The sequence below is a fragment of the Nocardioides renjunii genome, from assembly GCF_034661175.1.
Lineage (GTDB): Bacteria > Actinomycetota > Actinomycetes > Propionibacteriales > Nocardioidaceae > Nocardioides > Nocardioides renjunii.
This window is the reverse complement of the sequence record NZ_CP141058.1, coordinates 2,932,249-2,955,304: the sequence shown is the minus strand read 5'-3', so window position 1 is coordinate 2,955,304 and position 23,056 is coordinate 2,932,249. Positions and strand designations below refer to the sequence as shown.

General features: G+C 74.1%; 19 protein-coding genes. 15 read left to right on the top strand and 4 right to left on the bottom strand.

Annotation, left to right across the window (positions count from 1 at the left end; translation table 11 throughout):
* Nucleotide 1 precedes the first annotated feature (1 nt).
* From mutM to SHK17_RS14075, 3 genes are all read left to right on the top strand, one after another.
* Nucleotides 2-898 (top strand): bifunctional DNA-formamidopyrimidine glycosylase/DNA-(apurinic or apyrimidinic site) lyase, encoded by an 897-nt coding sequence (gene mutM, locus SHK17_RS14085; protein ID WP_322425575.1) that lies wholly within the window; start codon nt 2-4, stop codon nt 896-898.
* Between the two features lie 95 nt (nt 899-993).
* Nucleotides 994-1,188: a hypothetical protein gene (locus SHK17_RS14080; RefSeq protein WP_172264722.1), complete on the top strand. Its 195-nt coding sequence runs from the start codon at nt 994-996 to the stop codon at nt 1,186-1,188.
* 46 nt (nt 1,189-1,234) lie between these two features.
* Nucleotides 1,235-2,554, top strand: a complete 1,320-nt coding sequence (locus SHK17_RS14075) for an MFS transporter (protein ID WP_322919633.1) — start codon at nt 1,235-1,237, stop codon at nt 2,552-2,554.
* On the opposite strand, the gene SHK17_RS14070 is transcribed toward SHK17_RS14075, so the two are convergent.
* Nucleotides 2,534-3,685, bottom strand: coding sequence for a methyltransferase domain-containing protein (locus tag SHK17_RS14070; protein WP_322919632.1), 1,152 nt, complete (start codon nt 3,683-3,685; stop codon nt 2,534-2,536). The genes SHK17_RS14075 and SHK17_RS14070 overlap by 21 nt on opposite strands.
* Nucleotides 3,686-3,725: 40 nt before the next feature.
* Here SHK17_RS14070 and SHK17_RS14065 point away from each other — a divergent pair, with 40 nt between their 5' ends.
* The 3 genes from SHK17_RS14065 to SHK17_RS14055 are packed head-to-tail and all read left to right on the top strand — an operon-like array spanning nt 3,726 to nt 6,694.
* Nucleotides 3,726-5,087, top strand: a complete 1,362-nt coding sequence (locus tag SHK17_RS14065; protein ID WP_322919631.1) for an FAD-binding oxidoreductase — start codon at nt 3,726-3,728, stop codon at nt 5,085-5,087.
* A gap of 28 nt (nt 5,088-5,115) precedes the next feature.
* Nucleotides 5,116-6,222, top strand: coding sequence for a pyridoxal-phosphate-dependent aminotransferase family protein (locus SHK17_RS14060; RefSeq protein WP_322919630.1), 1,107 nt, complete (start codon nt 5,116-5,118; stop codon nt 6,220-6,222).
* Nucleotides 6,215-6,694, top strand: coding sequence for a GNAT family N-acetyltransferase (locus SHK17_RS14055; RefSeq protein ID WP_322919629.1), 480 nt, complete (start codon nt 6,215-6,217; stop codon nt 6,692-6,694). The genes SHK17_RS14060 and SHK17_RS14055 overlap by 8 nt, the downstream gene beginning before the upstream one ends.
* A gap of 19 nt (nt 6,695-6,713) precedes the next feature.
* Here the strand turns inward: SHK17_RS14055 and SHK17_RS14050 are convergent, their stop codons facing one another.
* Nucleotides 6,714-7,388, bottom strand: a complete 675-nt coding sequence (locus tag SHK17_RS14050; RefSeq protein WP_322919628.1) for a hypothetical protein — start codon at nt 7,386-7,388, stop codon at nt 6,714-6,716.
* A gap of 143 nt (nt 7,389-7,531) precedes the next feature.
* Between SHK17_RS14050 and smc the strand changes: the two genes are divergently transcribed.
* From smc to ftsY, 6 genes are all read left to right on the top strand, one after another.
* Nucleotides 7,532-11,086: a chromosome segregation protein SMC gene (gene smc, locus SHK17_RS14045; RefSeq protein WP_322919627.1), complete on the top strand. Its 3,555-nt coding sequence runs from the start codon at nt 7,532-7,534 to the stop codon at nt 11,084-11,086.
* A 19-nt stretch (nt 11,087-11,105) separates the two neighbouring features.
* Nucleotides 11,106-11,717 carry a LysE family translocator gene (locus SHK17_RS14040; RefSeq protein WP_322919626.1) on the top strand — a complete coding sequence of 204 codons (612 nt, stop codon included), beginning with the start codon at nt 11,106-11,108 and terminating at the stop codon, nt 11,715-11,717.
* Nucleotides 11,718-11,812: 95 nt separating this feature from the next.
* A complete protein-coding gene (locus SHK17_RS14035) occupies nt 11,813-12,262 on the top strand; it encodes an acyl-CoA thioesterase (RefSeq protein WP_172264695.1) in 450 nt (149 codons plus the stop codon).
* A 115-nt stretch (nt 12,263-12,377) separates the two neighbouring features.
* The gene (locus SHK17_RS14030) at nt 12,378-12,554 is read left to right on the top strand and encodes a hypothetical protein (protein WP_172264693.1); all 177 of its coding nucleotides are present in this window, start codon (nt 12,378-12,380) and stop codon (nt 12,552-12,554) included.
* A gap of 104 nt (nt 12,555-12,658) precedes the next feature.
* Nucleotides 12,659-13,573 (top strand): methyltransferase domain-containing protein, encoded by a 915-nt coding sequence (locus SHK17_RS14025; protein WP_322425566.1) that lies wholly within the window; start codon nt 12,659-12,661, stop codon nt 13,571-13,573.
* 12 nt (nt 13,574-13,585) lie between these two features.
* Nucleotides 13,586-14,731: a signal recognition particle-docking protein FtsY gene (gene ftsY, locus SHK17_RS14020; protein WP_322425565.1), complete on the top strand. Its 1,146-nt coding sequence runs from the start codon at nt 13,586-13,588 to the stop codon at nt 14,729-14,731.
* 218 nt (nt 14,732-14,949) lie between these two features.
* Here the strand turns inward: ftsY and SHK17_RS14015 are convergent, their stop codons facing one another.
* Nucleotides 14,950-17,946 carry a glycosyltransferase gene (locus SHK17_RS14015; RefSeq protein ID WP_322919624.1) on the bottom strand — a complete coding sequence of 999 codons (2,997 nt, stop codon included), beginning with the start codon at nt 17,944-17,946 and terminating at the stop codon, nt 14,950-14,952.
* Nucleotides 17,936-18,880 carry a rhamnan synthesis F family protein gene (locus SHK17_RS14010; RefSeq protein WP_172264684.1) on the bottom strand — a complete coding sequence of 315 codons (945 nt, stop codon included), beginning with the start codon at nt 18,878-18,880 and terminating at the stop codon, nt 17,936-17,938. Before SHK17_RS14010 ends, SHK17_RS14015 begins: the two co-directional genes overlap by 11 nt.
* Nucleotides 18,881-19,083: 203 nt before the next feature.
* On the opposite strand from SHK17_RS14010, the gene SHK17_RS14005 reads away from it, so the two are divergent.
* From SHK17_RS14005 to SHK17_RS13995, 3 genes are read left to right on the top strand one after another with little or no spacing between them, the layout of a single operon-like run.
* Nucleotides 19,084-20,415 carry an ammonium transporter gene (locus SHK17_RS14005; RefSeq protein ID WP_322425563.1) on the top strand — a complete coding sequence of 444 codons (1,332 nt, stop codon included), beginning with the start codon at nt 19,084-19,086 and terminating at the stop codon, nt 20,413-20,415.
* Nucleotides 20,412-20,750, top strand: coding sequence for a P-II family nitrogen regulator (locus SHK17_RS14000; protein WP_135840769.1), 339 nt, complete (start codon nt 20,412-20,414; stop codon nt 20,748-20,750). The genes SHK17_RS14005 and SHK17_RS14000 overlap by 4 nt, the downstream gene beginning before the upstream one ends.
* Before the next feature lie 25 nt (nt 20,751-20,775).
* Nucleotides 20,776-22,998: a [protein-PII] uridylyltransferase gene (locus tag SHK17_RS13995; protein ID WP_322919623.1), complete on the top strand. Its 2,223-nt coding sequence runs from the start codon at nt 20,776-20,778 to the stop codon at nt 22,996-22,998.
* Nucleotides 22,999-23,056 lie beyond the last annotated feature (58 nt).

Below are 23,056 nucleotides of genomic sequence, written 5' to 3'. Positions count from 1 at the left end.
CGTGCCCGAGCTCCCCGAGGTCGAGGTCGTCCGCGCCGGCCTCGAGCGCCACGTCGTCGGCAGCACCATCGCGGCCGTCGAGGTGCTGCACCCGCGACCCGTGCGCCGCGACCACCGCGGCTCCACCGGCTTCGTCGCCGCGCTGGTCGGCCAGCGGATCACGGCCGTGCGCCGTCGCGGCAAGTACTTCTGGCTCGCCCTGGCGCCGCAGCCGGGGCAGTCGATCGGCGACGCCCTGCTCGGCCACCTCGGCATGAGCGGGCAGATGCTGCTGCACGAGCCCGGCGCACCCGACGAGCGGCACCTGCGGGTGCGGTTCCTCCTCACCCCGGCCGAGGGCGCCTCCGAGGCACGGCCCCTCGAGATGCGCTTCGTCGACCAGCGCATGTTCGGCGGCCTCGTCGTCTCCGACGGCGGCGCCGGGCTGCCGACCGAGATCGTGCACATCGCCCGCGACCCGATCGACCCCGACTTCGACGACGAGGAGTTCGTGCGCCGCGCCCGCCGGCGTACGTCCGCGGTCAAGCGGCTGCTCCTCGACCAGGGCCTCATCTCCGGGGTGGGCAACATCTACGCCGACGAGGCGCTGTGGCGCGCCCGGCTGCACGGCGAGCGCCCCGGCGACCGGCTCACCGGGCCGGTGCTGCGCGAGCTGCTCGGCCACGTCCGCGCCGTCATGGGCGAGGCGCTCGCCCAGGGCGGCACGTCGTTCGACGCGCTCTACGTCAACGTCAACGGCGAGTCGGGCTACTTCGACCGGTCCCTCGACGCCTACGGCCAGGAGGGCCAGCCGTGCCGCAGGTGCGGCACGCCCATCCGCCGCGTCGCCTTCATGAACCGGTCGTCGTTCTTCTGCCCCACCTGCCAGCGCCCGCCGCGGGCCCGTCCCCGCCCCTGAGGCGTTGACCCGCCCGTCGCGCGGTGGGACTCTTGGAGACGGCCGGTCCCCGTGGCCAGCCGCTCGTGTCCGGACCTTGTCCCGAAAGGCTCCCCATGGCCAAGGCGCTGATGGGTCACATCGACAACGACGTGCGGAGCACCGCCGTCCTCGCCGTGCAGAACCGCCGTCTCCGGCGCCGCGTCGCCGACCTCGAGGCCCTCGTCCTGAGGCTCCAGGCCGACAACGACCGCCTCGCGGCGGCCGCGCGCGAGCAGGAGCTCACCGTGGAGGACCTGCAGCCCGCCTGATATCCCGGTGCGTCGGCGCCGGCGCGCCACGTAGGGTCCGGTGCTTGTGAGCGCCCTCGTCGAGACGATCTTCCCGACGCGTCTCGGCAGCGGGTTCCGCTGGCTCGTCGGGTCGTCGTGGGTGACCAACCTGGGCGACGGGATCCTCATCGCGGCGGGCCCGCTGCTCGTGGCCTCCCAGACCCGCAGCCCGGTCCTCGTCTCCGCGGCGATGATCGCGCTGCAGGCCCCGTGGCTGTTCTTCGGCCTCTTCGCCGGCGCGATGGCCGACCGCCTCGACCGGCGCCGCGTCATCATGGCCGCCAACGCCGCGCGGGCGGTGGTCCTCGCCGGGCTGTGCGTCGTCGTGGCGACCGGGCACGTCAACATCGCGATCGTCCTCGGCGCCATGCTGGCGCTCGGGACGGCCGAGGTGTTCGTCGACGCCACCGCCGGCACGCTCACACCGATGCTCGTCGAGAAGCGGGACCTCGGCATCGCGAACTCCCGGCTCATGGCCGGGATGATCACCGGCAACCAGCTCGTCGGCCCCGCCGTCGGCGCCGTGCTCTTCACGGTCGGGATGGTGTGGCCGTTCGCCGTCACGGTGGTGTGCATCGCGGTCGGCGTCGTGCTCGTGTCCCGGATCGGCACGCCACCCGGCCCCGTCCGCGCCGACCTCGACACCCACGTCCGCCAGGACATCGCCGACGGGGTGCGGTGGTTGATGGGCAACCCGCCGGTCCGCACGCTCGCCGTCATCATCGTCGTCTTCAACGTCACCTGGGCGGCGCCGTGGTCGGTGCTCGTGCTCTGGGCGCTTGAGCGCGTGGGCATCGACGAGGCCGGGTTCGGGCTGCTCATCACCGCCTCCGCCCTCGGCGGGCTCCTCGCGACGTTCGCCTACGGGCGCCTCGAGAAGCGCGTCCCGCTCGCCACGCTCATGCGGGCGGTGCTGCTCGCCGAGGTGCTCTTCCACCTGGCGATGGCCCTCACGACCTCGCCGTGGGCGGCGTACCTGCTCCTGTTCTTCTTCGGGGCGTACGCGTTCGTGTGGGGCACGCTCTCGCAGTCCGTGCGCCAGCGCGCGGTCCCCAGCGAGCTGCAGGGCCGGGTCGGCTCGGTCTACATGATCTGCGTGATGGGCGGGATGCTCGTCGGCTCGCTCCTCGGCGGGCTCATCGCCGATGTCTGGGGGCTGACCGCGCCGTGGTGGTTCGCCTTCGTCGGCTCGGGGGTCACCCTGGCGCTGGTGTGGCGCTCGCTCGCCCAGATCGCGCACAACGACGAGGTCGTGGCAGCGCGGGCGGCCGAGCCTGCAACCGAGTCGGGACCCGAGTCGGCACCCGAGTCAGCGGCGCCCGGGTCAGCCGCGCCCGGGGCGTAGCCGGCCCAGCCGGCGGCGCACGCCGCCGACGAGGCGTACGGCGGGCCGGGTCCGCTGCGGCTCCACGAGCGCGGCGAGCTCACGGGCACGCGCCCGCGCTCGCCGGCGGTCTCTGCGGGCGCGGTCGCGCTGCTCGCGGGCCCGGTCGCGGGCCGCCGTGGCCGTGGCGAGCCGTGCCTCCGCCCGCGCCAGCCGGCGCTCGAGCACCTGCTGCTGCTCGAGCAGCTCCGCCTCGCGGACCTGGTGCGGCCACGTGCGGTCCTCGTCGGGGAGGTCGGCGCGCAGGCCGGCCAGCGCGGCGACCGCCTCGGCGGCCTGGACGTGCCGGTCGCGGCCGCGGTGGAAGCGGCGCAGGGTCACGTAGAACTCGTGGTGCCCGCGCTGCGTCGCGGTGACGCGCTCCACCCCGAAGTCGACGAGGCCGAGCTCGACGAGGTCGGCGAGGAGGTCGGCGAGCCCGACGGGGCTGGTCGGCCAGACGTGGCAGTCGACGTAGAGCCCCTGCTGCTGCTGGGCCACCATCGTCCGGGCGCGATCGAGCGGCGCGGTGCGCTGCTCGGGCGGCCATGCGCCGGCCCAGGCGGCCGCGGTGGGGAACTCGACCGAGGTGCGGGCGTAGTCGTAGACGGCGCGCACCGAGGGGATCCGGTCGCCGTCGTGGTGTGCCTGCAGCACCTGCCCGACCGTCGCCGGCGAGCGCAGCGCGTCGAAGCAGAAGCGCCGGTCGGGCACGGCGAGCAGCAGCGACCCGCCGTCGACGAGCACGTCGGCGACGTCCTGGAGCCAGCGCACCATGTCGGGGACGTGCTCGATCACGTGGCTGGCCACCACGTGGTGGTAGGGACCGTCGGGGGCCACCGCGTCGGCGAGGGTGCTGACGCTGCCGTCCTCGCGGGTCAGCCAGAAGTCGACCTCCACGATGTCCTCGGTCACCACGGTGGCGTCGGTGCCGTAGTGCTCCCGCAGCCCCGCCAGGTCGACCACGTCGACGTAGCGGACGTCGCCCATGTCGCGGGTGAGGATCGGGGTGGCCAGGGGGCCGATCTCCAGGCTGCGGCCCTGCGTGACGTCCGTGCCGTCGAGGATGTGCTGGCGCCGGGTGGCGACGATGGCGGCGGCGGTGTCGTCCATGCCCGGGAGCATAGGGCCCCGTCCGTGCCACGATGGCCGGGTGGAAGCCCTCGCCGACCTCGTGGCCTCGCTGCCGGCCGGCGTGGTCGCCACGGACCCCGCCACCGTCGCCGGATACCGCTTCGACTGGGCGCGGGACACCGCCGCGGGCACGCCCGTGGCGGTGGTGCGCGCCGAGGACGCCGCGCAGGTGCAGACCGCCGTGCGGTGGGCCGCGACGCACGGCGTCCCGGTGGTCCCGCGCGGCGCCGGGTCCGGGCTGTCCGGTGGCGCGAGCGCCGTCGACGGCGGCATCGTGCTGAGCCTGGAGCGGATGCGCGCGATCGAGGTCGACGCCGACTGCCAGGTGGCGGTGGTGGAGCCGGGTGCCCTCAACGCCGAGGTCAAGGCGGCGGTCCGCGAGCACGGCCTGTGGTACCCGCCCGACCCGTCGTCCTTCGAGATCTGCTCCATCGGCGGCAACGTCGCCACCAACGCCGGCGGGCTGTGCTGCGTCAAGTACGGCGTGACGACCGACTACGTCCTCGGCCTCGACGTCGTGCTCGCCGACGGCACGCTGGTGACCCTGGGCGGCAAGCGGATCAAGGACGTGGCCGGCCTGTCCCTCGTCAAGCTCTTCGTCGGCTCCGAGGGGACGCTCGGGATCGTCACCCGGGCGATCCTGCGACTGGTCCCGCTGCCGCTGCCCCCGGCGACGCTCGTGGCGTCCTTCCCCTCGGTCGTGGCCGCGGCCGCGGCCGTCGTCGCCGTACGCCGGACACTGCGCCCGTCGATGATGGAGCTGATGGACCGGGCCTCCATCAACGCCGTCGAGGACTTCTCGCCACGCGGGCTCGACCGGCGGGCCGGCGCCCTCCTCGTCGTGCAGTCCGACGCCCCCGGCGACGCCCGTACGGCGGAGGTCGTGGCCGTCGAGGCGGCGTGCACGGCCGCCGGCGCCACCGAGGTCGTCGTCACCGACGACCCGGCGGAGGGCGAGATGTTCGTCGCGGCGCGGCGTGCGGCGTTCCCGGCGGTCGAGGCCCGCGGCGCGCTGCTGCTGGAGGACGTCGGGGTGGCCGTGCCGCTGCTGCCGGACCTGCTCGCGGCCGTGACGGAGATCGGCGTGCGCCACGGCGTGGAGATCCCGACGGTCGCCCACGCGGGCGACGGCAACACCCATCCGATCATCGTCTACACCGCCGGTGACGCCGACTCCGAGCGTCGCGCCCGCGCCGCCTTCGACGACGTGCTGCGCGCGGCGATCCGGCTCGGCGGCACGATCACCGGCGAGCACGGCGTGGGCCGGACCAAGAAGGTCGCGCTGCCGGAGATGCTCGGCGACGACGTGATGGCGCTGACGCGGCGCATCAAGGACGCCCTCGACCCCGACGGCATCCTCAACCCCGGTGCGGTGCTCTGAGCGCGACCGGTTGGCTAGGTTCGGTCCCATGATCCGCGAGCGCCACCTCCTCGGTCCCGGTCCCTCGAACCCCTATCCCGAGGCGACCAGCGCCCTCGCCCAGCCGTTGCTCGGCCACCTCGACCCGGAGTTCCTCCGGATCATGGACGACACCTGCGAGATGCTGCGCACGGTGTGGGGCACGACCAACACGCGCACGCTCCCGCTCAGCGCCACCGGCTCGGCCGGCATGGAGGCGGCCTTCGTCAACACCGTCCATCCCGGTGACGTGGTGGTGGTGGCGGTCAACGGCCTGTTCGGGCAGCGGATGACCGACGTGGCCGCCCGCTGCGGCGCGGAGGTCGTCGCGGTGGAGCACGAGTGGGGTCACCCGGTCGACGTCGACCGGGTGCTGGCCGCGCATCCCGCGCCGGCCATCGTGGCCGCGGTGCACGCGGAGACCTCGACCGGTGTCCGCTCCGACATCGCCGCGCTCGGAGCGGCGCTCCGGGCGCAGGGCAGCGAAGCCCTGCTGCTGGTGGACGCCGTGACGTCGATCGGCGGCATCGAGGTGCGTGCCGACGACTGGGGCGTCGACGTCGCCTACGCCGGCACCCAGAAGTGCCTCGGCGTCGCGCCCGGGCTCGCGCCGTTCACCATCGGCGAGCGGGCCTTCGAGCGCCGGGTCGAGAAGCCGAGGTCGTGGTACCTCGACCTGGGCATGCTCGGCGGCTACGTCGGTGAGGCCGGGGTCCAGGGCGGTCAGCGGACCTACCACCACACGGCCCCCACGGCGATGGTCGCCAGCCTCCACGCCGGTCTCGCGCGCGTCCTCGACGAGGGGCTCGACGCCGTCTGGGCCCGCCACCGGGCCGCCGGCGAGGCCCTGCAGGCGGGGCTCGAGGACATGGGGCTCGAGCTGTTCGCGGCCGAGGGCAGCCGGCTGCCGCAGCTCACCACAGTGAGGGTGCCCGACGGCGTGGACTCCGCCGCCGTGCGGCGCGAGCTCCTCGAGCGCCACGGCATCGAGATCGGCGCCGGCGCCGGCGCGTACGCCGCGAGCGTGTGGCGGATCGGCCTGATGGGCCGCAACGCCCGGCCCGACACCGTGCTGCTGGTGCTCGCCGCGCTGCGGGAGGTGCTCGGTCGTGGCTGAGCGTATCCGGTTGCGGCCGATGACCCCGGAGGAGTACGCCGCCTACCGCGAGCGGTCCGAGCACGAGTACGCCGCGGAGATGGCGGCCTCCGGCCAGCTCGACGCGGACGCCGCCGCCAAGCGGGCCGCGGTCCAGCTCGCCGAGCTGCTGCCGGACGGACTGTCGAGCCCGGGGATGCACCTGTGGACCGCGCTCGACGGCGACACGGGCGACGCCGTCGGCGTCGGGTGGATCGAGGTGCGCCGGCGGGCGGCCGGCGTCTCCGCGTGGATCTACGACGTCGAGGTCGTCGCGGGGCGCCGCGGCGAGGGCCTCGGCCGCGCCCTGATGGAGGCCCTCCACGAGGCGTCGCGGGACCTCGGGGCCACCACCATCGGGCTCAACGTCTTCGGCCACAACACGACGGCCATCCGGCTCTACGACTCGCTCGGCTACGGCGTGACGGCCCAGCAGATGAAGCGCGACCTCTAGGAGCGCACCCGTCGGACCGTCAGCCGAGGCGGTCGACCGCGATCTCGCCCAGCTCAAGCACCCCGGACCTCGGCGGGCGGACGTCGGTGAAGCTGACGTCGAGCACGGACACCGTCCGCCCGACCCGGCTCACCAGCACCCGCCGCCAGTCGGCGGACCCGCGGGAGAACCAGCCGACGAGCATCCCGGCGGACTCCTGACCGACCCGCGGCGGGAACCAGGCGCGGTACTTGAGGCGTACGGCGCCGCCCTCGCCGTCGTCGGTGTCGACGTCGCCGACACACCTCCTGCTGAAGTGCCGGTAGCGCTGCACGAGGGAGCGCGCCTGCCCGACGGAGGAGAAGCGGACGACGTGGTGGTCGACCATCGACAGGGAGCGGCGCCGGACGCTGGGGGAGAAGCTGGCCAGGATCACGCTGCTGCCGCGCACGACCTGCGCCTGGTCCTCGCACCCGCGTGGGGCGAAGACGGGCGAGCGCAGCACGATCCGCAGCGGGTCGCGGGTCTCGGGGTGGACCGACTCGACGTCGGCCCGGGTGAGCAGGTGCTCCCGCGTCACGGGCCCCGGGGCCGCGTCCGCCCGCCCCGCGGTCGTCGGTGCCACGACGGCTCCGACGAGCGCACCGAGGGTCACCAGCGCGACGACCCTGCCGACCACCCTTCCGACGATGGTCCTCGTGACGGTCCGCCGCATCGACCCAGCATGGCCTCGTGGCACGCCCACGCGCAACGGCTGCCGCGGCGGTGCGTGTCGTAGGGTGATCCGCGCTGAGCTTCCCCAGTCTTCAGTGACCCACGTGGCGGTGGGAGTTGGCCTGACCCGGTGAGGAGCACGCGTTGTACCTGAAGAGCCTGACCCTCAAGGGGTTCAAGTCCTTCGCGTCCTCGACCACCTTGCAGCTCGAGCCGGGCATCACCTGCATCGTCGGGCCCAACGGGTCGGGCAAGTCCAACGTCGTCGACGCGCTCGCCTGGGTCATGGGTGAGCAGGGCGCGAAGAGCCTGCGCGGCGGAAAGATGGAGGACGTCATCTTCGCCGGGACGTCCGGCCGGCCGCCGCTGGGCCGCGCCGAGGTGCAGCTGACCATCGACAACTCCGACGGCGCCCTGCCGATCGACTACGCCGAGGTCACGATCAGCCGGACGATGTTCCGCAACGGCGGCTCGGAGTACGCCATCAACGGGCAGTCCTGCCGGCTGCTCGACGTGCAGGAGCTGCTCAGCGACTCCGGCATCGGCCGCGAGATGCACGTGATCGTCGGCCAGGGCCAGCTCGACTCGATCCTCCACGCCACCCCCGAGGACCGACGCGGCTTCATCGAGGAGGCCGCGGGGGTGCTCAAGCACCGCAAGCGCAAGGAGAAGGCGCTCCGCAAGCTCGACGCCACCGACGGCAACCTGACCCGGCTGGCCGACCTGCTCTCCGAGATCCGCCGCCAGCTCAAGCCGCTCGGGCGCCAGGCGGAGGTCGCGCGCCAGGCCCAGACGGTCCAGGCCGACGTGCGGGACGCCCGCGCCCGCCTGCTCGCCGACGACCTCGTCACCGCCCGCACCGCGCTCGAGACCGAGCTCGCCGACGAGTCGGTGCTGCTCGAGCGCCGCGAGCAGGTGGAGGCCGAGATCGCGGCGGGCCGTGAGGAGGAGTCGCGGCTCGAGGCGGCGCTGCGCGACGACCTGCCGCGGCTCGCGGCCGCCCAGGAGACGTGGTTCGCGCTGTCCGGGCTCAAGGAACGGCTCCGCGGGACCGCGTCGCTCGCCGACGAACGGATCCGCAACGCCGCGGGGGCCGCCGAGGGCGACACCGTCGACTCCGGGCGCGACCCCGACGAGCTCGAGGAGCAGGCCGGCCGGGTCCGCCGGCAGGAGGCGGAGATCGCCGAGCAGGTCGAGCAGCAGCGCGCCGCCCTCGACGCCGCCGTCGTCGCCCGGCGCGCCGCCGAGGAGGCCGCCGCGCAGGAGGACAAGCGCATCGCCGGCCTCCAGCGCGCTGCCGCCGACAGGCGGGAGGGGCTGGCCCGGCTCACCGGCCAGGTCAACGCCCTCACGTCCCGCGCCGAGGCCGCCGACGCCGAGATCCGCCGCCTCACCGACGCCCGCGAGGACGCCGCCACCCGCGCCGAGCGCGCCCAGCGCGACTTCCTGGCGCTGGAGACCAAGGTCGCCGGCCTCGACGCGGGTGAGGAGGGTCTCGACTCCGAGCACGAGGAGGCCGTGGCGGTCCTCGACGACGTCGAGGAGCAGCTCGCCCGGGCGCGCGAGGACGCCCAGCGCGCCGACCGCGAGCGCGCCGGCCTGGTCGCTCGCCGCGACGCCCTGGAGATCGGCCTCAACCGCAAGGACGGCGCGGGCGCCCTGCTCGCCGCCACCGACAGCGTCGACGGACTGCTCGGCTCGGTCGCCGCGCTGCTCGGAGTCGACCACGGCTTCGAGACCGCCGTCGCGGCCGCGCTCGGCACGGCCGCCGACGCCGTCGTCGTCACCGACGCCCACGCCGCCGTCGCGGCGATCACGCACCTCAAGGACGACGACCTCGGCCGAGCCGGGCTGGTGCTGGGTGGAGCCCCGGCCGGCGACCGCGACTGGCCCGGCCTGCCCGACGGCGCGACGTACGCCGTCGACGTGGTCGCCGCGCCCGACGACGTACGCCCCGCGCTGGTGCGTCTGCTGCACCGGGTCGCCGTGGTCGACGACCTCGCCGCCGCCCGGCAGCTGGTCGCCGAGCTGCCCGACGTGGTGGCCGTGACCCGTGAGGGTGACGTCCTCGGCTCCCACTTCGCGGCCGGTGGCTCCAGCAGCCAGCCGAGCCTCATCGAGGTGCAGGCCGCGGTCGACGAGGCCACGACGATGCTGGCCGACGCGACGGCCGCCACCGAGCGGCTCGGCTTCGAGATCTCCCGCCTCGAGGCGGCGCGCCACGACGCCCTCAAGCGGGTCGACGTGGCCCTCGCCAAGCTGCACGAGTCCGACGCCACCCTGGCCGCGGTGGCCGAGGAGCTCGGCCAGCACGGGTCCCAGGCGCGAGCCGCCAAGGGGGAGGCCGACCGGCTCGAGCGGGCCATCGTGACGGCGCGCGAGGCGCGCGAGGCCGACCTCGCCGGCCTCGCCGAGCTCGAGGCCCGGCTCGCGGCGGCTCAGGACGTGACCGACGAGGAGCCCGACACCTCCGACCGGGAGAAGCTCGCCGACGCCGCCCGCGAGGCCCGTCAGGGCGAGATGGACGCGCGCCTCGCCCTGCGCACCGCCGAGGAGCGCGCCCGCGCGCTGCACGGCCGCGCCGACTCGCTGCTCCGCGCCGCCCAGGCCGAGCGTGAGTCCCGCGCCCGCGCCGCCGAGCGCCGGGAGCGGCTGCTCCGCGAGGGACGTGCCGCCCGGGCGGTCGCCGTCGCCGTCCGCGTGGTGCTGCACCAGCTCGAGCGCTCCGTGATGCTGGCCGCCGACGAGCGCGCCGCGGTGGAGGAGTCGCGTCAGGGGAGCGAGCAGCGCCTGATGACGGTGCGCACCCGGCTGCGCGACCTCGGCCGTGAGCACGACGAGCTGGTCAGCTCCGTGCACCGCGACGAGATGGCCCGCACCCAGCAGCGGATGCGCATCGAGCAGCTGGAGGAGCGCGCGCTCGAGGAGCTGGGGCTCGACCCCGACGGCCTGGTCGCTGACTACGGCCCGGCCAACCCCGTCCCGTTCAGCGGCGAGGTGCCCGAGGGCGAGGAGGCGCCCGAGCCGGCGCCGTTCGTCCGCGAGGAGCAGGTCAAGCGGCTGCGCAGCGCCGAGCGGGCGCTGTCGATGCTCGGTCGGGTCAACCCGCTCGCGCTCGAGGAGTTCTCCGCGATGGAGGAGCGCCACAAGTTCCTCACCGAGCAGCTCGAGGACCTCAAGCGCACCCGCAAGGACCTCCTCGACATCGTCCGCGAGGTCGACGCCCGTGTGGAGCAGGTCTTCACCGAGGCCTACGCCGACGTCGAGAAGGCCTTCGACCAGACCTTCGCCCGGCTGTTCCCCGGCGGCGAGGGACGGCTCGTGCTCACCGACCCCGGCGACATGCTGGCGACCGGTGTCGAGGTCGAGGCCCGCCCGCCCGGCAAGAAGGTCAAGCGCCTCTCGCTGCTCTCCGGTGGCGAGCGCTCGCTGGTCGCGGTCGCCTTCCTGGTCGCCCTCTTCAAGGCGAGGCCGTCGCCGTTCTACATCCTCGACGAGGTCGAGGCCGCGCTCGACGACACCAACCTGGGCCGCCTGCTGCAGATCTACGAGGAGCTGCGCGAGAACTCCCAGCTCCTCGTGATCACGCACCAGAAGCGGACGATGGAGGTCGGCGACGCGCTCTACGGCGTCACCATGCGTGGCGACGGCGTCTCCGCGGTGATCTCGCAGCGGCTGGAGCGCGCCACGACGGCCTGAGCTCTGGCAGCATGGCTCCATGTCCTGGGCCTTCCTCGCCACCGCGCTGGTCATCGTCGCCACGCCCGGCACCGGCGCCGTCTTCACCATCGCGGCCGGTCTCGGCCGCGGACCGAAGGCCGCGGTCGTCGCGGCGCTGGCCTGCACCGTGGGCACGGTGCCGCACCTCGTCGCGGCGCTCACCGGGCTGGCGGCGGTGCTGCACGCCAGCGGCGTGGCCTTCGCGGTGCTGAAGTACCTCGGCGTGGCCTACCTGCTCTGGATGGCGTGGAGCACCTGGCGGCACCGTCGCGAGCCGATCACCGGCACGGACGAGCGCCCCGGCTCCACCTGGAGCGTCATGGCGTCCGGGATCACCCTCAACCTGCTCAACCCCAAGCTGACGCTGTTCTTCTTCGCGTTCCTGCCCCAGTTCGTCCCGGCGTCCACCCCCCACGCCACCGGCCGGATGCTCGTGCTGAGCCTGGTCTTCATGGCGCTGACGTTCCTCGTCTTCGCGGCCTACGGCGTCTGCGCCGGGCTGCTGCGCGAGCGCGTGCTGGCGCGGCCCCGGCTCGTCGAGCGCATCCAGGGCTTCTTCGCCGCCGCCTTCGCCGCCCTCGGCCTCCGGCTGGCCTTCGAGTCGCGCTGAGCCACCTGCTCGGTGCGGCCGCCTGCTCGGTCCGGCCACCTGACCGGTCCGGCCACCTGCTCGGGCCCGCCGACCCGGCTGGGAGGATGCGCGGCATGCCCCCTGAGCTGCCGACCCGGGCCGACTACGTCGCCTGGCGCACCGCCACCACCCGCTGGCGCGACGACGACGCCTACGGACACCTCAACAACGCCACCTACTACGAGCTGTTCGACACCGCGGTCAACGCCCACCTCTACGAGGCGACCGGCGTCGACGTCCGTGCCCTGCCCCAGATCGGGGTGGTCGCCGAGACCGGGTGCCGCTACTTCCGCGAGATCGGCTTCCCGGAGCCCGTCGAGATGGGCCTGGTCGTGGACAAGGTCGGCACCAGCTCGGTCGTCTACCGGATCGGGTTGTTCCAGGGGTCGTCCGACGAGGCGGCGGCGGAGGGGCGCTTCGTCCACGTCTACGTCGACAACTCCCGCGGCGCCGGGGACCGGCCGGTGGTCCCGATGCCCGACGTCGTCCGCGCGGCCGTCGTACCGCTGCTGCGGGAGGCGTGACACCCGCCACGGCGACGCGCCGAGGTCCCTCGCCGGTGCCGGTCCGGCGGTCGGGGTGTGTCACGGTGGAGGTCCCTGCTCGAACCACCTGCCCGGACCACCTCGGAGGATCCCCGTGCTCGCGATCGTTGTGATGATGACCATCGGCGTGCTCGTCGCCGCTGCCGTGGCCGTCTACGTCGCCTACCCCCACCGTGGCGAGGAGATGCCCGTCGCGCCGCAGCTCGGCAGCGCGATGCGCAAGGGCGTCGACACGCTCCCGACGCTGGAGGACAGCGAGAGCCGGCAGTGAGCCGTCAGTGAGCCGTCAGTGAGCCGCTCGTGACGCGGCCTCCGCCTCGTGGCGACCTCGGCGCGGCACCGCCGCTGGAGGGGCGGTGCCACTAGCCTGCCGACGTGACCGGTTCACGACCGCAGGTCCCGGTGAGCTACTGCGCCGCGTGCGACGCGATGGTGCACCGGCCGTTCCGCCCCGGCCCCGACGGGCGTCCCGGGGCGACGTGCCCGCGGTGCGGCAGCCTGGAGCGGCACCGGTTCCTCTCCCTCCTGCTCGGGACGCTCGCTCCGCGCCTGCGCGACCTCGACCTGGTGGTCGAGATCGCGCCGTCGAAGCAGTCGACGCGCCTGCTCGAGCGGCTGGGGGCGCGGAGGCGGATCAGCCTCGACGCCGGCTACGACGCCCGCGAGGTCGACGCCCTGGCCAGCATCGACCGGCTGCCGCTGCGCGACGGCTCCGTCGACCTGCTCGTCTGCTACCACGTCCTCGAGCACGTGCCCGACGACGGCGCGGCGATGCGCGAGGTCGCCCGCGTGCTGAGTCCTCGGGGGATCGCGCTGCTCGAGGTCCCGATCAAGGTCGGTGTCGCGACGGAGGAGGACCTCGGGTGCTCGCCGGAGGAGTGCGAGCGCCGCTTCGGCCAGCGCGACCACGTGCGCTGGTACGGCGACGACTTCGACGACCGGCTCTCGGCCGCCGGACTCTCGTCGGTCCGGGTGACCCCGCCCGCGCTCCTGGGCGAGGCGGCCGTGCGGTGGTTCAGGCTGATGCCGCACGAGGTCGTCTGGATCGCGGGTCCGGGGCGGGGGACGGCCGCCCCGATGGTGGCCGGTGCGTCCGCGTCGGGGCTGACCGCGGCCCTCGACGCCCTGCTGGCCGAGCTGGCGCACGTGCAGGACAGGTTCGAGCGGGCCCGCGCCCGCGGTGACCGCCTCGCGGCCACGCGCGACGCCCTGCGAGCCCGGCTCGAGGAGGTCACGCCGCGGCGACGGCACCGGGTGATCACCCGGCTGCAGCGCCTCACGCGCCTCTGAAAGGATGGCGCCATGGGTGACTGGCTCTATCTGATCATCGGCATCGCGGTCGTCGGCGTCATCACGCTCGCCGGGCTGCTGACCTCCGGGCGACGCCGTGGCGTCCAGCCGCCGGCCGGCGGCACGGACGTCATCGTCCCGCCCCCGAGCGACACCGACGTCGCCACCGAGGCGCCACCGGAGCCCGCGGTCGACACCACTGGGACCCTCGTCGAGGAGCCCCCGGCGATCGAGAAGCCGGAGAGCACGGCCTCGCGGCTGGTGCGCCTGCGGCAGCGGCTGTCGCGCTCGCAGGGCGGCCTGGGCAAGGGCCTGCTGGCGCTGCTGAGCCGTGACCGGCTCGACGAGGACACGTGGGAGGCGATCGAGGACACGCTCCTCACCGCCGACGTCGGCGTCGCCCCCACGCAGGCGTTGGTCGAGCGGCTGCGCACCCGGCTGCGGGTGGATGGCGGCCAGGCGCTGGACACCCGGGCGGTGCTGCGCGAGGAGCTGATCGAGCTCGTCGGCACCGACATGGACCGCCGCGTCCAGGTGACCGGCACCGACGGCCGGCCCGGCGTCGTGCTGGTCGTGGGAGTCAACGGCGCCGGCAAGACCACCACGGTCGGCAAGATCGCCCGCATCCTCGTCGCCGAGGACCTCACGGTGACCCTCGGTGCGGCCGACACCTTCCGCGCCGCCGCTGTCGACCAGCTCGCGACCTGGGGCGAGCGTGTGGGCGTCGAGGTGGTGCGCGGCCCCGAGGGCGGCGACCCCGCCAGCGTCGCGTTCGAGGCGGTCAAGCACGGCACGGAGAACGGCATCGACACCGTCCTGGTCGACACCGCCGGCCGCCTGCAGAACAAGGCCGGCCTGATGGACGAGCTCGGCAAGGTCAAGCGCGTGATCGAGAAGCAGGCCCCGGTCACCGAGGTGCTGCTGGTGCTCGACGCCACCACCGGCCAGAACGGCCTGATCCAGGCCCGGGTGTTCAGCGAGATCGTCGACGTCACCGGCATCGTCCTCACCAAGCTCGACGGGTCCGCCAAGGGCGGCATCGTCGTGCAGGTGCAGCGCGAGCTCGGCGTACCCGTCAAGCTCGTCGGCCTCGGCGAGGGTCCCGACGACATGGCCCCCTTCGACCCCGCCGCCTTCGTCGACGCGCTCCTGGGCTGAGGGGCTGGGCGCTCGGCTGCTCCGCGGGCCGGACACGTGTCCGAGATGTTGCCCCGGGCGACCTCGGGCGAGGGCCAGAAGTCGGACACGTGTCCGCGACGCGGCCCCGGCTGACCTCGGTCGAGGGGCACATCTCGGACACGTGTCCCAGGCGCGGCCCCGGGGCGACCTCGATCGAGGGCCACATCTCGGACACGTGTGAGGCGCCCGGCCCTGGCTCAGCGGCGGGCGAGGAGGAGGCGTACGGCGTCGTCGATCAGCGTCTCGGCGCGCTTGTCGAAGCTGTGCTCGGCGATGATCCGCGTCGCGATGCGGCGGCGGGTCTCGTTGTCGGGGAAGGCGTCGTAGGGCGGCTGCACGAGCCGGGCGAGCTCGTGCTCGTTGTCGAAGGGGAGCACCAGCCCGGAGAAGGTCTCCTCCAGGCCGTCGATGCGGTCGCTGAGGATCCGGGCACCGCACGCCGCGGCGTCGAAGAGCCGGTTGGAGGCGAAGCTGTCGCGGCGCATGTCGAGGTGGTGGTCGTTGAGGACGATGCCGGCCGAGGCGTAGAGGACGCCGACCTCCTCGTTGGCGACGCCACCGGACGCGATCTGGTCGCGCTCGACGAACTCGGTCCAGTCGTTGCCGTGGAGGGTGAGGTCCGCACCGATCGCGAGCGCGCTGCGCACGGCATAGCGGTAGACGCCGCGCGAGTTGCCGACGAAGAGCAGGGCCGGACCGGTGTCGGGCTCCGCGCGGTCGGGGTGGAACCACCGGGTGTCGGTGCACTGCAGCAGCGGCTGGATGGGAGTGCCCCACTCCCTGGTCATCCGCGCCGACCAGGTGGTGCTCGCGGCGTAGACGAGGTCGAACCCGGCGACCTCCTCGGGCGCGATCATGTCGGGGTGGCTGATGATCCACTCGACGTTGAGGAGCCCCGGACGCGGCGTGACCCGGTCGAGGCCGCGCAGCACGAGGAGCACGTCGTCGAAGTCGCGTGAGTCGCGCTCACGGGCGTCGCGGCGGTCGATGGCCACGTGCTGCCCGCGGCGCTCGAGCGCGTCGGCCAGCGAGCGGGCGAAGTAGGTGTCGCCCCACCGGTCACCGCGCTGGGCGGCCGGCGCGGCGATGTCGACAGCCCACCGCAGGCGGGGCGGGGACTCGCGGATGCCGTCGACGGGGCGTACGACCAGCTCGGGCACCAGCACGGAGGGGGCCGTGCGGTCCTCGGGGTCGCCCGAGACCCGGCGGTTGCGCTGGTCGGTCACCTCGAGCCCGGCGCGGAGCAGCAGGTCGGGGGCCCGGTCGTCGTGCGCCCCGGGCACGCCGTCGGGCAGCGACTCGACGGACGCACGCAGCGAGCCCATCGCCCCGATCAGCTCCTCGTCGCCGGCGTAGGGGGTGCGGGAGGTGATGACCGTGTCGGGCACGACCACCGACCGGCCGAGGCCGGCCCGCTCGGCCCGGAGCCCGAGGTCGGTCTCGGCGAGCACGGAGTGGAATCGCGGGCTGACCCCGCGCAGCGCCACGGCGGTGTCGGTGCGCAGCGCCACCAGGGGTGCGGCGGGGGCGGCCACGGTGCTCTGCCCGATGCGTACGGCGTCGCTGGTGGGCAGGCCGGCCAGGAACAGCTCCGGGTGCGGGTTGCCGCGGCTGAAGCGCGCGCCGGCACTCAGGACGACGCCGTCGAGGTCGACGACCAGCGGCTGCGCCGTCGCGACGTCCGGCTGGCGCACCACCTCGGCGAGGCGCTCGGCGATCGGCTGCCGCGGCGGCATCGCCTCGGGCCGGACCAGCAGCACGGTGCTGCCGGCGGCCTGCGCGATGCCGGCGTTGAGGGCCGCCGACATCGACACGGTGGCGGGGACGGAGACGAAGCGCGCCCCGGCGATGACCGCGGCGACGCTGGCGGCCAGCACGTGGTGCGCGCGGCGCAGCCGGACGCCGACGAGGATCAGCTCCGAGCCGTCGCGGGGCACCGAGCTGAGCCACTCGACGGTGCGTCGAGGCTCGGGACCCACCGGCAGCACGTGGCTGACGAGGTCCTCGGAGGTCTTGCGCGCCGCGGCGGCGTCCCAGTCGACGAGCTGGCGCTCGAGGACGGCGGAGCGCCAGTCGTCGCCGAAGCCGTGGGGGACCGGGTCGGGCCGCCGGAGCACGGGTACGTCGACCGGCAGCGGCTCCTGGTCGCGCGTGAGCCGCAGCAGCAGGTCGCGCTCGACCGACGCGCCGAGGGTCTCGTCGAAGCCGCCGACGTCCTTGATGGCCGCCCGCCTCAGCAGGGCGGTGGCCAGGTCGACCGGGCGGCCGCCGACGAGCTCGAGCCGGGAACGGCCCACCGCCCCGACGCCCGCCAGCACGGCGGAGGAGCCGGAGTGGTGCGCGTGGGCGAGGAGCTCCTCGAGCATCTCCGGCAGCCACTCGCGGCCCAGCGGCAGGAAGGCGACGTGTTCGGCGGTGCTGTGCTCGAGGGCGACGTTGAGCGCTTGGGCGTGCCCGCACCGGCCCTCGCGGACCACGGTGACCCGGTCGTCGAAGGCGGCGACGCCCTGGAGGACGGCGGCGGTGTCGTCGAGGGAGCCGCGGTCGACCGCGACGAGGTGCCAGTCGGTGAGGGTCTGCGCCTGCAGCGACGCGACGGTCTGGTGGACCAGGGGGCCGGCGTCCTGGGCCGACATCACGACCGTCACGGCGGGGGAGGTGGTGAGCCGATCCGGCAGGGCGGGGGTGGGGCCGACGAGCTCGGGCCGCTCGAGGACCACCTCCGCGCGCCAGTCGGCGGCCGCGGCGATCGCGGCGGCGCGGTAGGTCGCCCAGGACACCTTCCGCGGCAGGGTGCGGGTGGGCAGCGGCGTACCGCCGCCGGAGACCGAGAGCCAGTAGGACAGCGCGCCGTAGGGGTGGTGCCGGGCCTCGGGGTAGGCCGCGAAGATGATCCGCGGGTCGACCAGCGGGTGCGGCGAGATCCGGTTGCGGCGGCGCCGCTCGGAGACGTACCAGAGCACCGGGTGCTGGCCCAGGCGCTGCCACGAGCGCCGCCGGCCGATCCACTGCGCCTCGAAGAGCGGGTGCGGGGAGACGTCACCGGCGGCCACGGCGGCACGCGCCGCCTCCTGCACCGTGGCGAACGTCGTGCCGAGCTGGGCGGCGACGTAGTCGGTGTCGACCAGCCCGGACGCGACCAGGACCTCGGTCGCGTCGTCGAGCCTCACCTGGTGGCGACGCTCACCGCGCATCGGAGTACCTCACGCGGGGGAACAGCGGCTCGAGGGCCAGCGGGGTCGGCAGCAGCCGCTCGGTGTCGCGCAGGGGGTAGTACTGCGCGGTCTCCTCGAGGAACTCCCGCACGCCGGCGAAGCGCTCGGGGAAGCGCCGCTCGCACAGCTCGAGGAGCCGCTTGGCGTCGAGGTTGTAGGGGTCGTAGCGCAGGGTGTCGATCTTGACGTAGGGCAGCCGCGCGTTGTCGAGGACCCGGTCGGCCAGGCTCCGCGCCGGGTTCCACGGCTCGTTGGCGCGCTCGCGCCACTCGCGGACCTCGGCGCGGGTGCGGGGGAAGTGCGAGCGGTGCGCCGCCCACCACCGCATCCGCTCCCGGGCGATGCGCCGGTCCTCGCTGGTCTCCACGAAGTAGGTGTCGGAGATGAACCCGGCCTCGTAGAGCCGTCGCGACATGCCGACCTCGTAGCGGCGGATCACCTGGCGCCGCTTGGAGATCGGCTCCATCTCCTCCCAGAAGGTGGTGAAGGCCCGCGAGCCCACCACCCAGGGCCGGAAGGCGATGAAGAACGACTGGATGTGCGGCGCGACGCGCTCGGCGCCCGTGAGCCCCCAGAAGTCGCACGGCCGGGTGTCCATCTCCGCGAACACCGGCGCGTAGGAGTCGAGGGCGAAGACGTAGGTGTCGTTGCACACCACCACCTCGTCGTACGCCGTGAGGTCGCCGGCCGCGTCGAGGCCGACCTTGTAGCTGAAGAAGTCGTAGCCGTAGTTGGCGCGCTCGACCACCACCGCGCGCTCGGACAGCCAGGCGCGGGCGGAGTCCTGCAGCTGCGCGGTCGTGCAGACCAGCAGGGTGTCCACCGAGGCGGCCAGCGCCTCCACCTGCCCACGCACGTGCGGTCGCAGCTCCCCGGCGACGTCGTAGTGCGCCATCACGGCCAGTCTGGACACGGCCGAACCCTAACAAGGCGGGCTCGCGGGCCGACCTGTTCACACACCCGTAACACGACGGCCGATTCCGTTGCCTGCGCGCAACATCCGTCGCGGCCCCGCGAAACCTCCTCGCCGCAGGCTTCCGACGAACGAGTGGACCCCTGCATGACACCGGCGTCATGGCCCAGGCGGACCGCACCCGTACGTTTCCTGGAGGTTCTGTGGACGGCTATTACGCCTTCATGCTGGTGGCGACTGCCTTCGTCCTGATGATGACGGTGCCCGCACTGGCCCTGTTCTACGGCGGCATGTCACGGTCGAAGTCCGTGCTCAACATGATGATGATGTCGTTCATCGCGGCCGCCATCGTCGGCATCCTGTACGTCGCCGTCGGGTGGTCGATGGGCTTCGGCGGGGACGGCACCTTCTTCGCCAACCCGTTCGAGCTGCTGTGGCTCGACGGTGTCACCACCGACAACTACATCTACGTCATGTTCCAGATGACGTTCGCGATCATCACCGCCGCGCTGATCAGCGGCGCGGTGGCCGACCGGCTCAAGTTCTCCGCCTGGCTGGTCTTCCTCCCGCTGTGGGCGGTCATCGTCTACTTCCCGATGGCCCACATGGTCTTCAGCTGCACCGACGACTCGCTCATCTGCGGCCGCATCGGTGCCCAGGACTACGCGGGCGGCACGGCCGTCCACATCAACGCCGGCGTCGCGGCCCTCGTGCTGGTCCTCCTGCTCGGCAAGCGCATCGGCTGGCCGCGCGAGCAGATGCGCCCGCACAACCTCACCCTCACCATGCTCGGCGCGGGCATGCTCTGGCTCGGCTGGTACGGCTTCAACGTCGGCTCGATCGTCTTCGGCACCACCTTCGACGAGGACCCCGACGCCTTCCTCTCGCAGTTCTACTCCGAGACCGGCCGCACCTTCGCCAACACCACCCTGGCCACCTTCGCCGCGATCCTCGGCTGGCTGCTCATCGAGCGCCTCCTGCACGGCAAGGCCACCTCGCTCGGTGCGGCCTCCGGCATCGTCGCCGGCCTGGTCGCGATCACCCCCGCCGCGGGTGCCGTCGACATCGGCGGCGCGGTGGCCATCGGCGCCGTGGCCGGCGCGGTCTGCGCCTGGGCCGTCGGCCTGAAGTACAAGCTCGGCTACGACGACTCCCTCGACGTGGTCGGCGTGCACCTCGTCGGTGGCGTCATCGGCACCCTGCTCATCGGTGTCTTCTCCACCGCTGAGGGCGCCGGCGGCGTCGACGGGCTCATCAACGGCGGCGGGTTCGGCTCGCTGGGCGACCAGACCCTCGGTGTCCTGGTGGCCGTCGTCTACTCCGGTGTCCTCACCGCCGTCATCGCCCTGGCCATCAAGTACACGATCGGCCTGCGCCTCGACGAGGAGGACGAGGTCAACGGCATCGACCTCGTCGCCCACGGCGAGTCGGCCTACGACCTGCACAGCGGCACCAGCGGCGGCAGCAGCAGCGTCCTCGCTGCCTCCACCGTCCCGGCCGCGACGACCACCAAGACTGAAGGAGCCAGCGCATGAAGCTCGTGACCGCGGTCATCAAGCCGCACAAGTGGGAGGACGTCCGCGAGGCGCTCGAGACCTTCGGCGTCGCCGGGATGACGGTGTCCGAGGTGAGCGGCTACGGCCGTCAGAAGGGCCACACCGAGGTCTACCGCGGTGCCGAGTACGACATCGCGCTCGTGCCCAAGATCCGCATCGAGATCGTCGTCGACGACGCCGACTCCGACGACGTCGTCGGGATCATCGTCAAGACCGCGCAGACCGGTCGCATCGGCGACGGCAAGGTGTGGGTCAGCCCGGTCGAGACCGTCGTGAGGGTCCGCACCGGCGAGCAGGACGCGTCCGCGCTCTGATGGTGCTCGTCTCGGGACCAGCCGCGTGAGCGCAGCAGGACGACAGACCAGGGCCACCTCGGCCGACGAGCTCTGCCGCGAGGCGTACGCCGCCTCCGGCGGGCCCGCCGCCGGGGTGGCCCTGGTCGCCGTCGGCGGCTACGGACGCGCCGAGCTCGCCCCGCACTCCGACCTCGACGTGGTGCTCGTGCACGACGACGACGTCGAGATCGGTGAGCTGGGCAGCACGCTGTGGTACCCGCTGTGGGACTCCGGGCGCCGCCTCGACCACTCGGTGCGCTCGATGAGCGAGGTGCTCGAGGCCGCGGCCGACCTCCGGGTGGCGCTCGGCCTGCTCGACGCGCGGCACCTCGCCGGCGACCCAGGCCTGAGCCTGCGGCTGCGCACGACCATGCTGGCCGACTGGCGGCGTCAGGCCCGCACCCGGCTGCCGGACCTCCAGGCGATGACCCGCAAGCGCCACGGCGTCACCGGCGAGCTCGCGCACGTGGCGGTGCCCGACGTGAAGGAGGCCGAGGGCGGCCTCCGCGACGCCGGCGTGCTCAGGGCCATCGAGGCCAGCTGGCTGGTGGACGCCTCGACGCCCGCGCTCGAGACCGCGCGCCTGATGCTGCTCGACGTCCGCGACGAGGTGCACGACCTCGCCGGGCGGCCCAGCGACCGGATCGCCCCGGAGATGTGGGGTCCGCTGGCCGAGCGGCTGGACCTGGCCGACGCCGAGGCCGCCCAGCGCCACGTGCGCTCCCTGGGCCGCCGGATCGGCCACCTCTCGCGGCTGGCGTGGCGGCGCACCGACGCGGTGCTGGTCCGCCCGACGGGGGAGAAGGGGCGTCGCACGCCCGCCCTCGAACGTGTCGCCCCCGGCATCGCCCTCTCGCGCGGCGAGGTCGTGCTGGACGCAGGCACCCGGCCCGGTGACGACCCGACGCTGCTGCTGCGGGCCGCCGCGGAGGCGGCCGGCCGCAACGCCGTGCTGGCGCCCACGACCGCCGCCCGGCTGGTCCGCGAGGGCGCCGAGCTCCCGGCGCCATGGCCGGCGCCCGCGCGCGACGCCCTGGTCCGGCTGCTCGCCAGCGGTCCCGCCCTGCTGCCCGTGTGGGAGACCCTCGACGAGGTGGAGGGCATCGCCACCTTCCTCCCCGAGTGGGAGCAGATCCGCCTGCTGCCCCACGCCTCGGCAATCCACCGCTTCACCGTCGACCGCCACGTGGTCGAGACCTGCGCCGAGGCGGGCGCGCTGATCCGGGGCGTCCGGCGGCCCGACCTCCTGCTGGTCGCGGCACTGCTCCACGACATCGGCAAGGGCTCGCTCCACGACCACTCGGTCGCCGGGGAGCCGGTGGCCCGCAAGGTCGTCGCCCGGATGGGCTTCACCGACCTCGACTCCGAGGTGGTGGCGTCCCTCGTGCGCTGGCACCTCCTGCTGGCCGACCTCGCGACCACGCGCGACCCGGACGACCCGGCGACCACCGCGGAGCTGCTCACGCACGTGCCCGACGCCGCGAGCCTGGAGCTCCTGCGCGCCCTCACCGAGGCCGACGCGCGGGCGGCGTCGCCCGCCGCGTGGACCTCGTGGCGCGCCTCGCTGGTCGACCGTCTCGTGTCGCGCGCCGGGCACGCGCTCGGCGCCGAGATCACCCACGTCGTCCCCGTCGAGTCGCTGCCCGTGCCGGACGTCGTACGCCGCGAGGCCGGGGCGGTGTCGGTCGAGATCACCCCGCACGAGGTGGGCGCGACCGTCACGGTCATCGCCGCCGACCGCGTGGGGCTGCTCGCCGCCGTCGCGGGCGGGCTCGCCGCCATGCGGGTGCCGGTGCACGCCGCCCGCGCCTGGTCGCAGGTCGACGGCGAGGGGGAGTGGGGCGTCAGCGCGTGGGAGGTTCCCGACGCCTACCTCGATCCCGCCGTGGTGCGCGAGCGGATCCGCCGGGTGGTCGAGGGCACCCAGCAGCTGCCCGACCTCCCGCCCCGGCGGGAGGACGAGCTGCCGCCGATCGTGGAGGTCCGACCGGACGCATCGCGCGCCTCGCTCGTGCTCGAGATCCGCACCTCCGACCGTCCCGGCGTCGTCCACCGGGTGCTCACCACCCTGGCCGGGCTCGGGCTCACCGTCGCCTCCGCGCACGTCTCGACGCTGGGCCCGCAGGCGGTCGACGTGTTCTACGTCCAGGAGGTGGGCGGGGTGCGCCCCTCGGAGGAGAGGGCGGCGGCCGCGGCCCACGCCGTCCGCACCGCGCTCGGCGGCTGAGCCGCGCTCCGCCCCGTGTGGCCGTCGAGGCTGTCCGGGCGGGGTCGGGCCGTTAGTC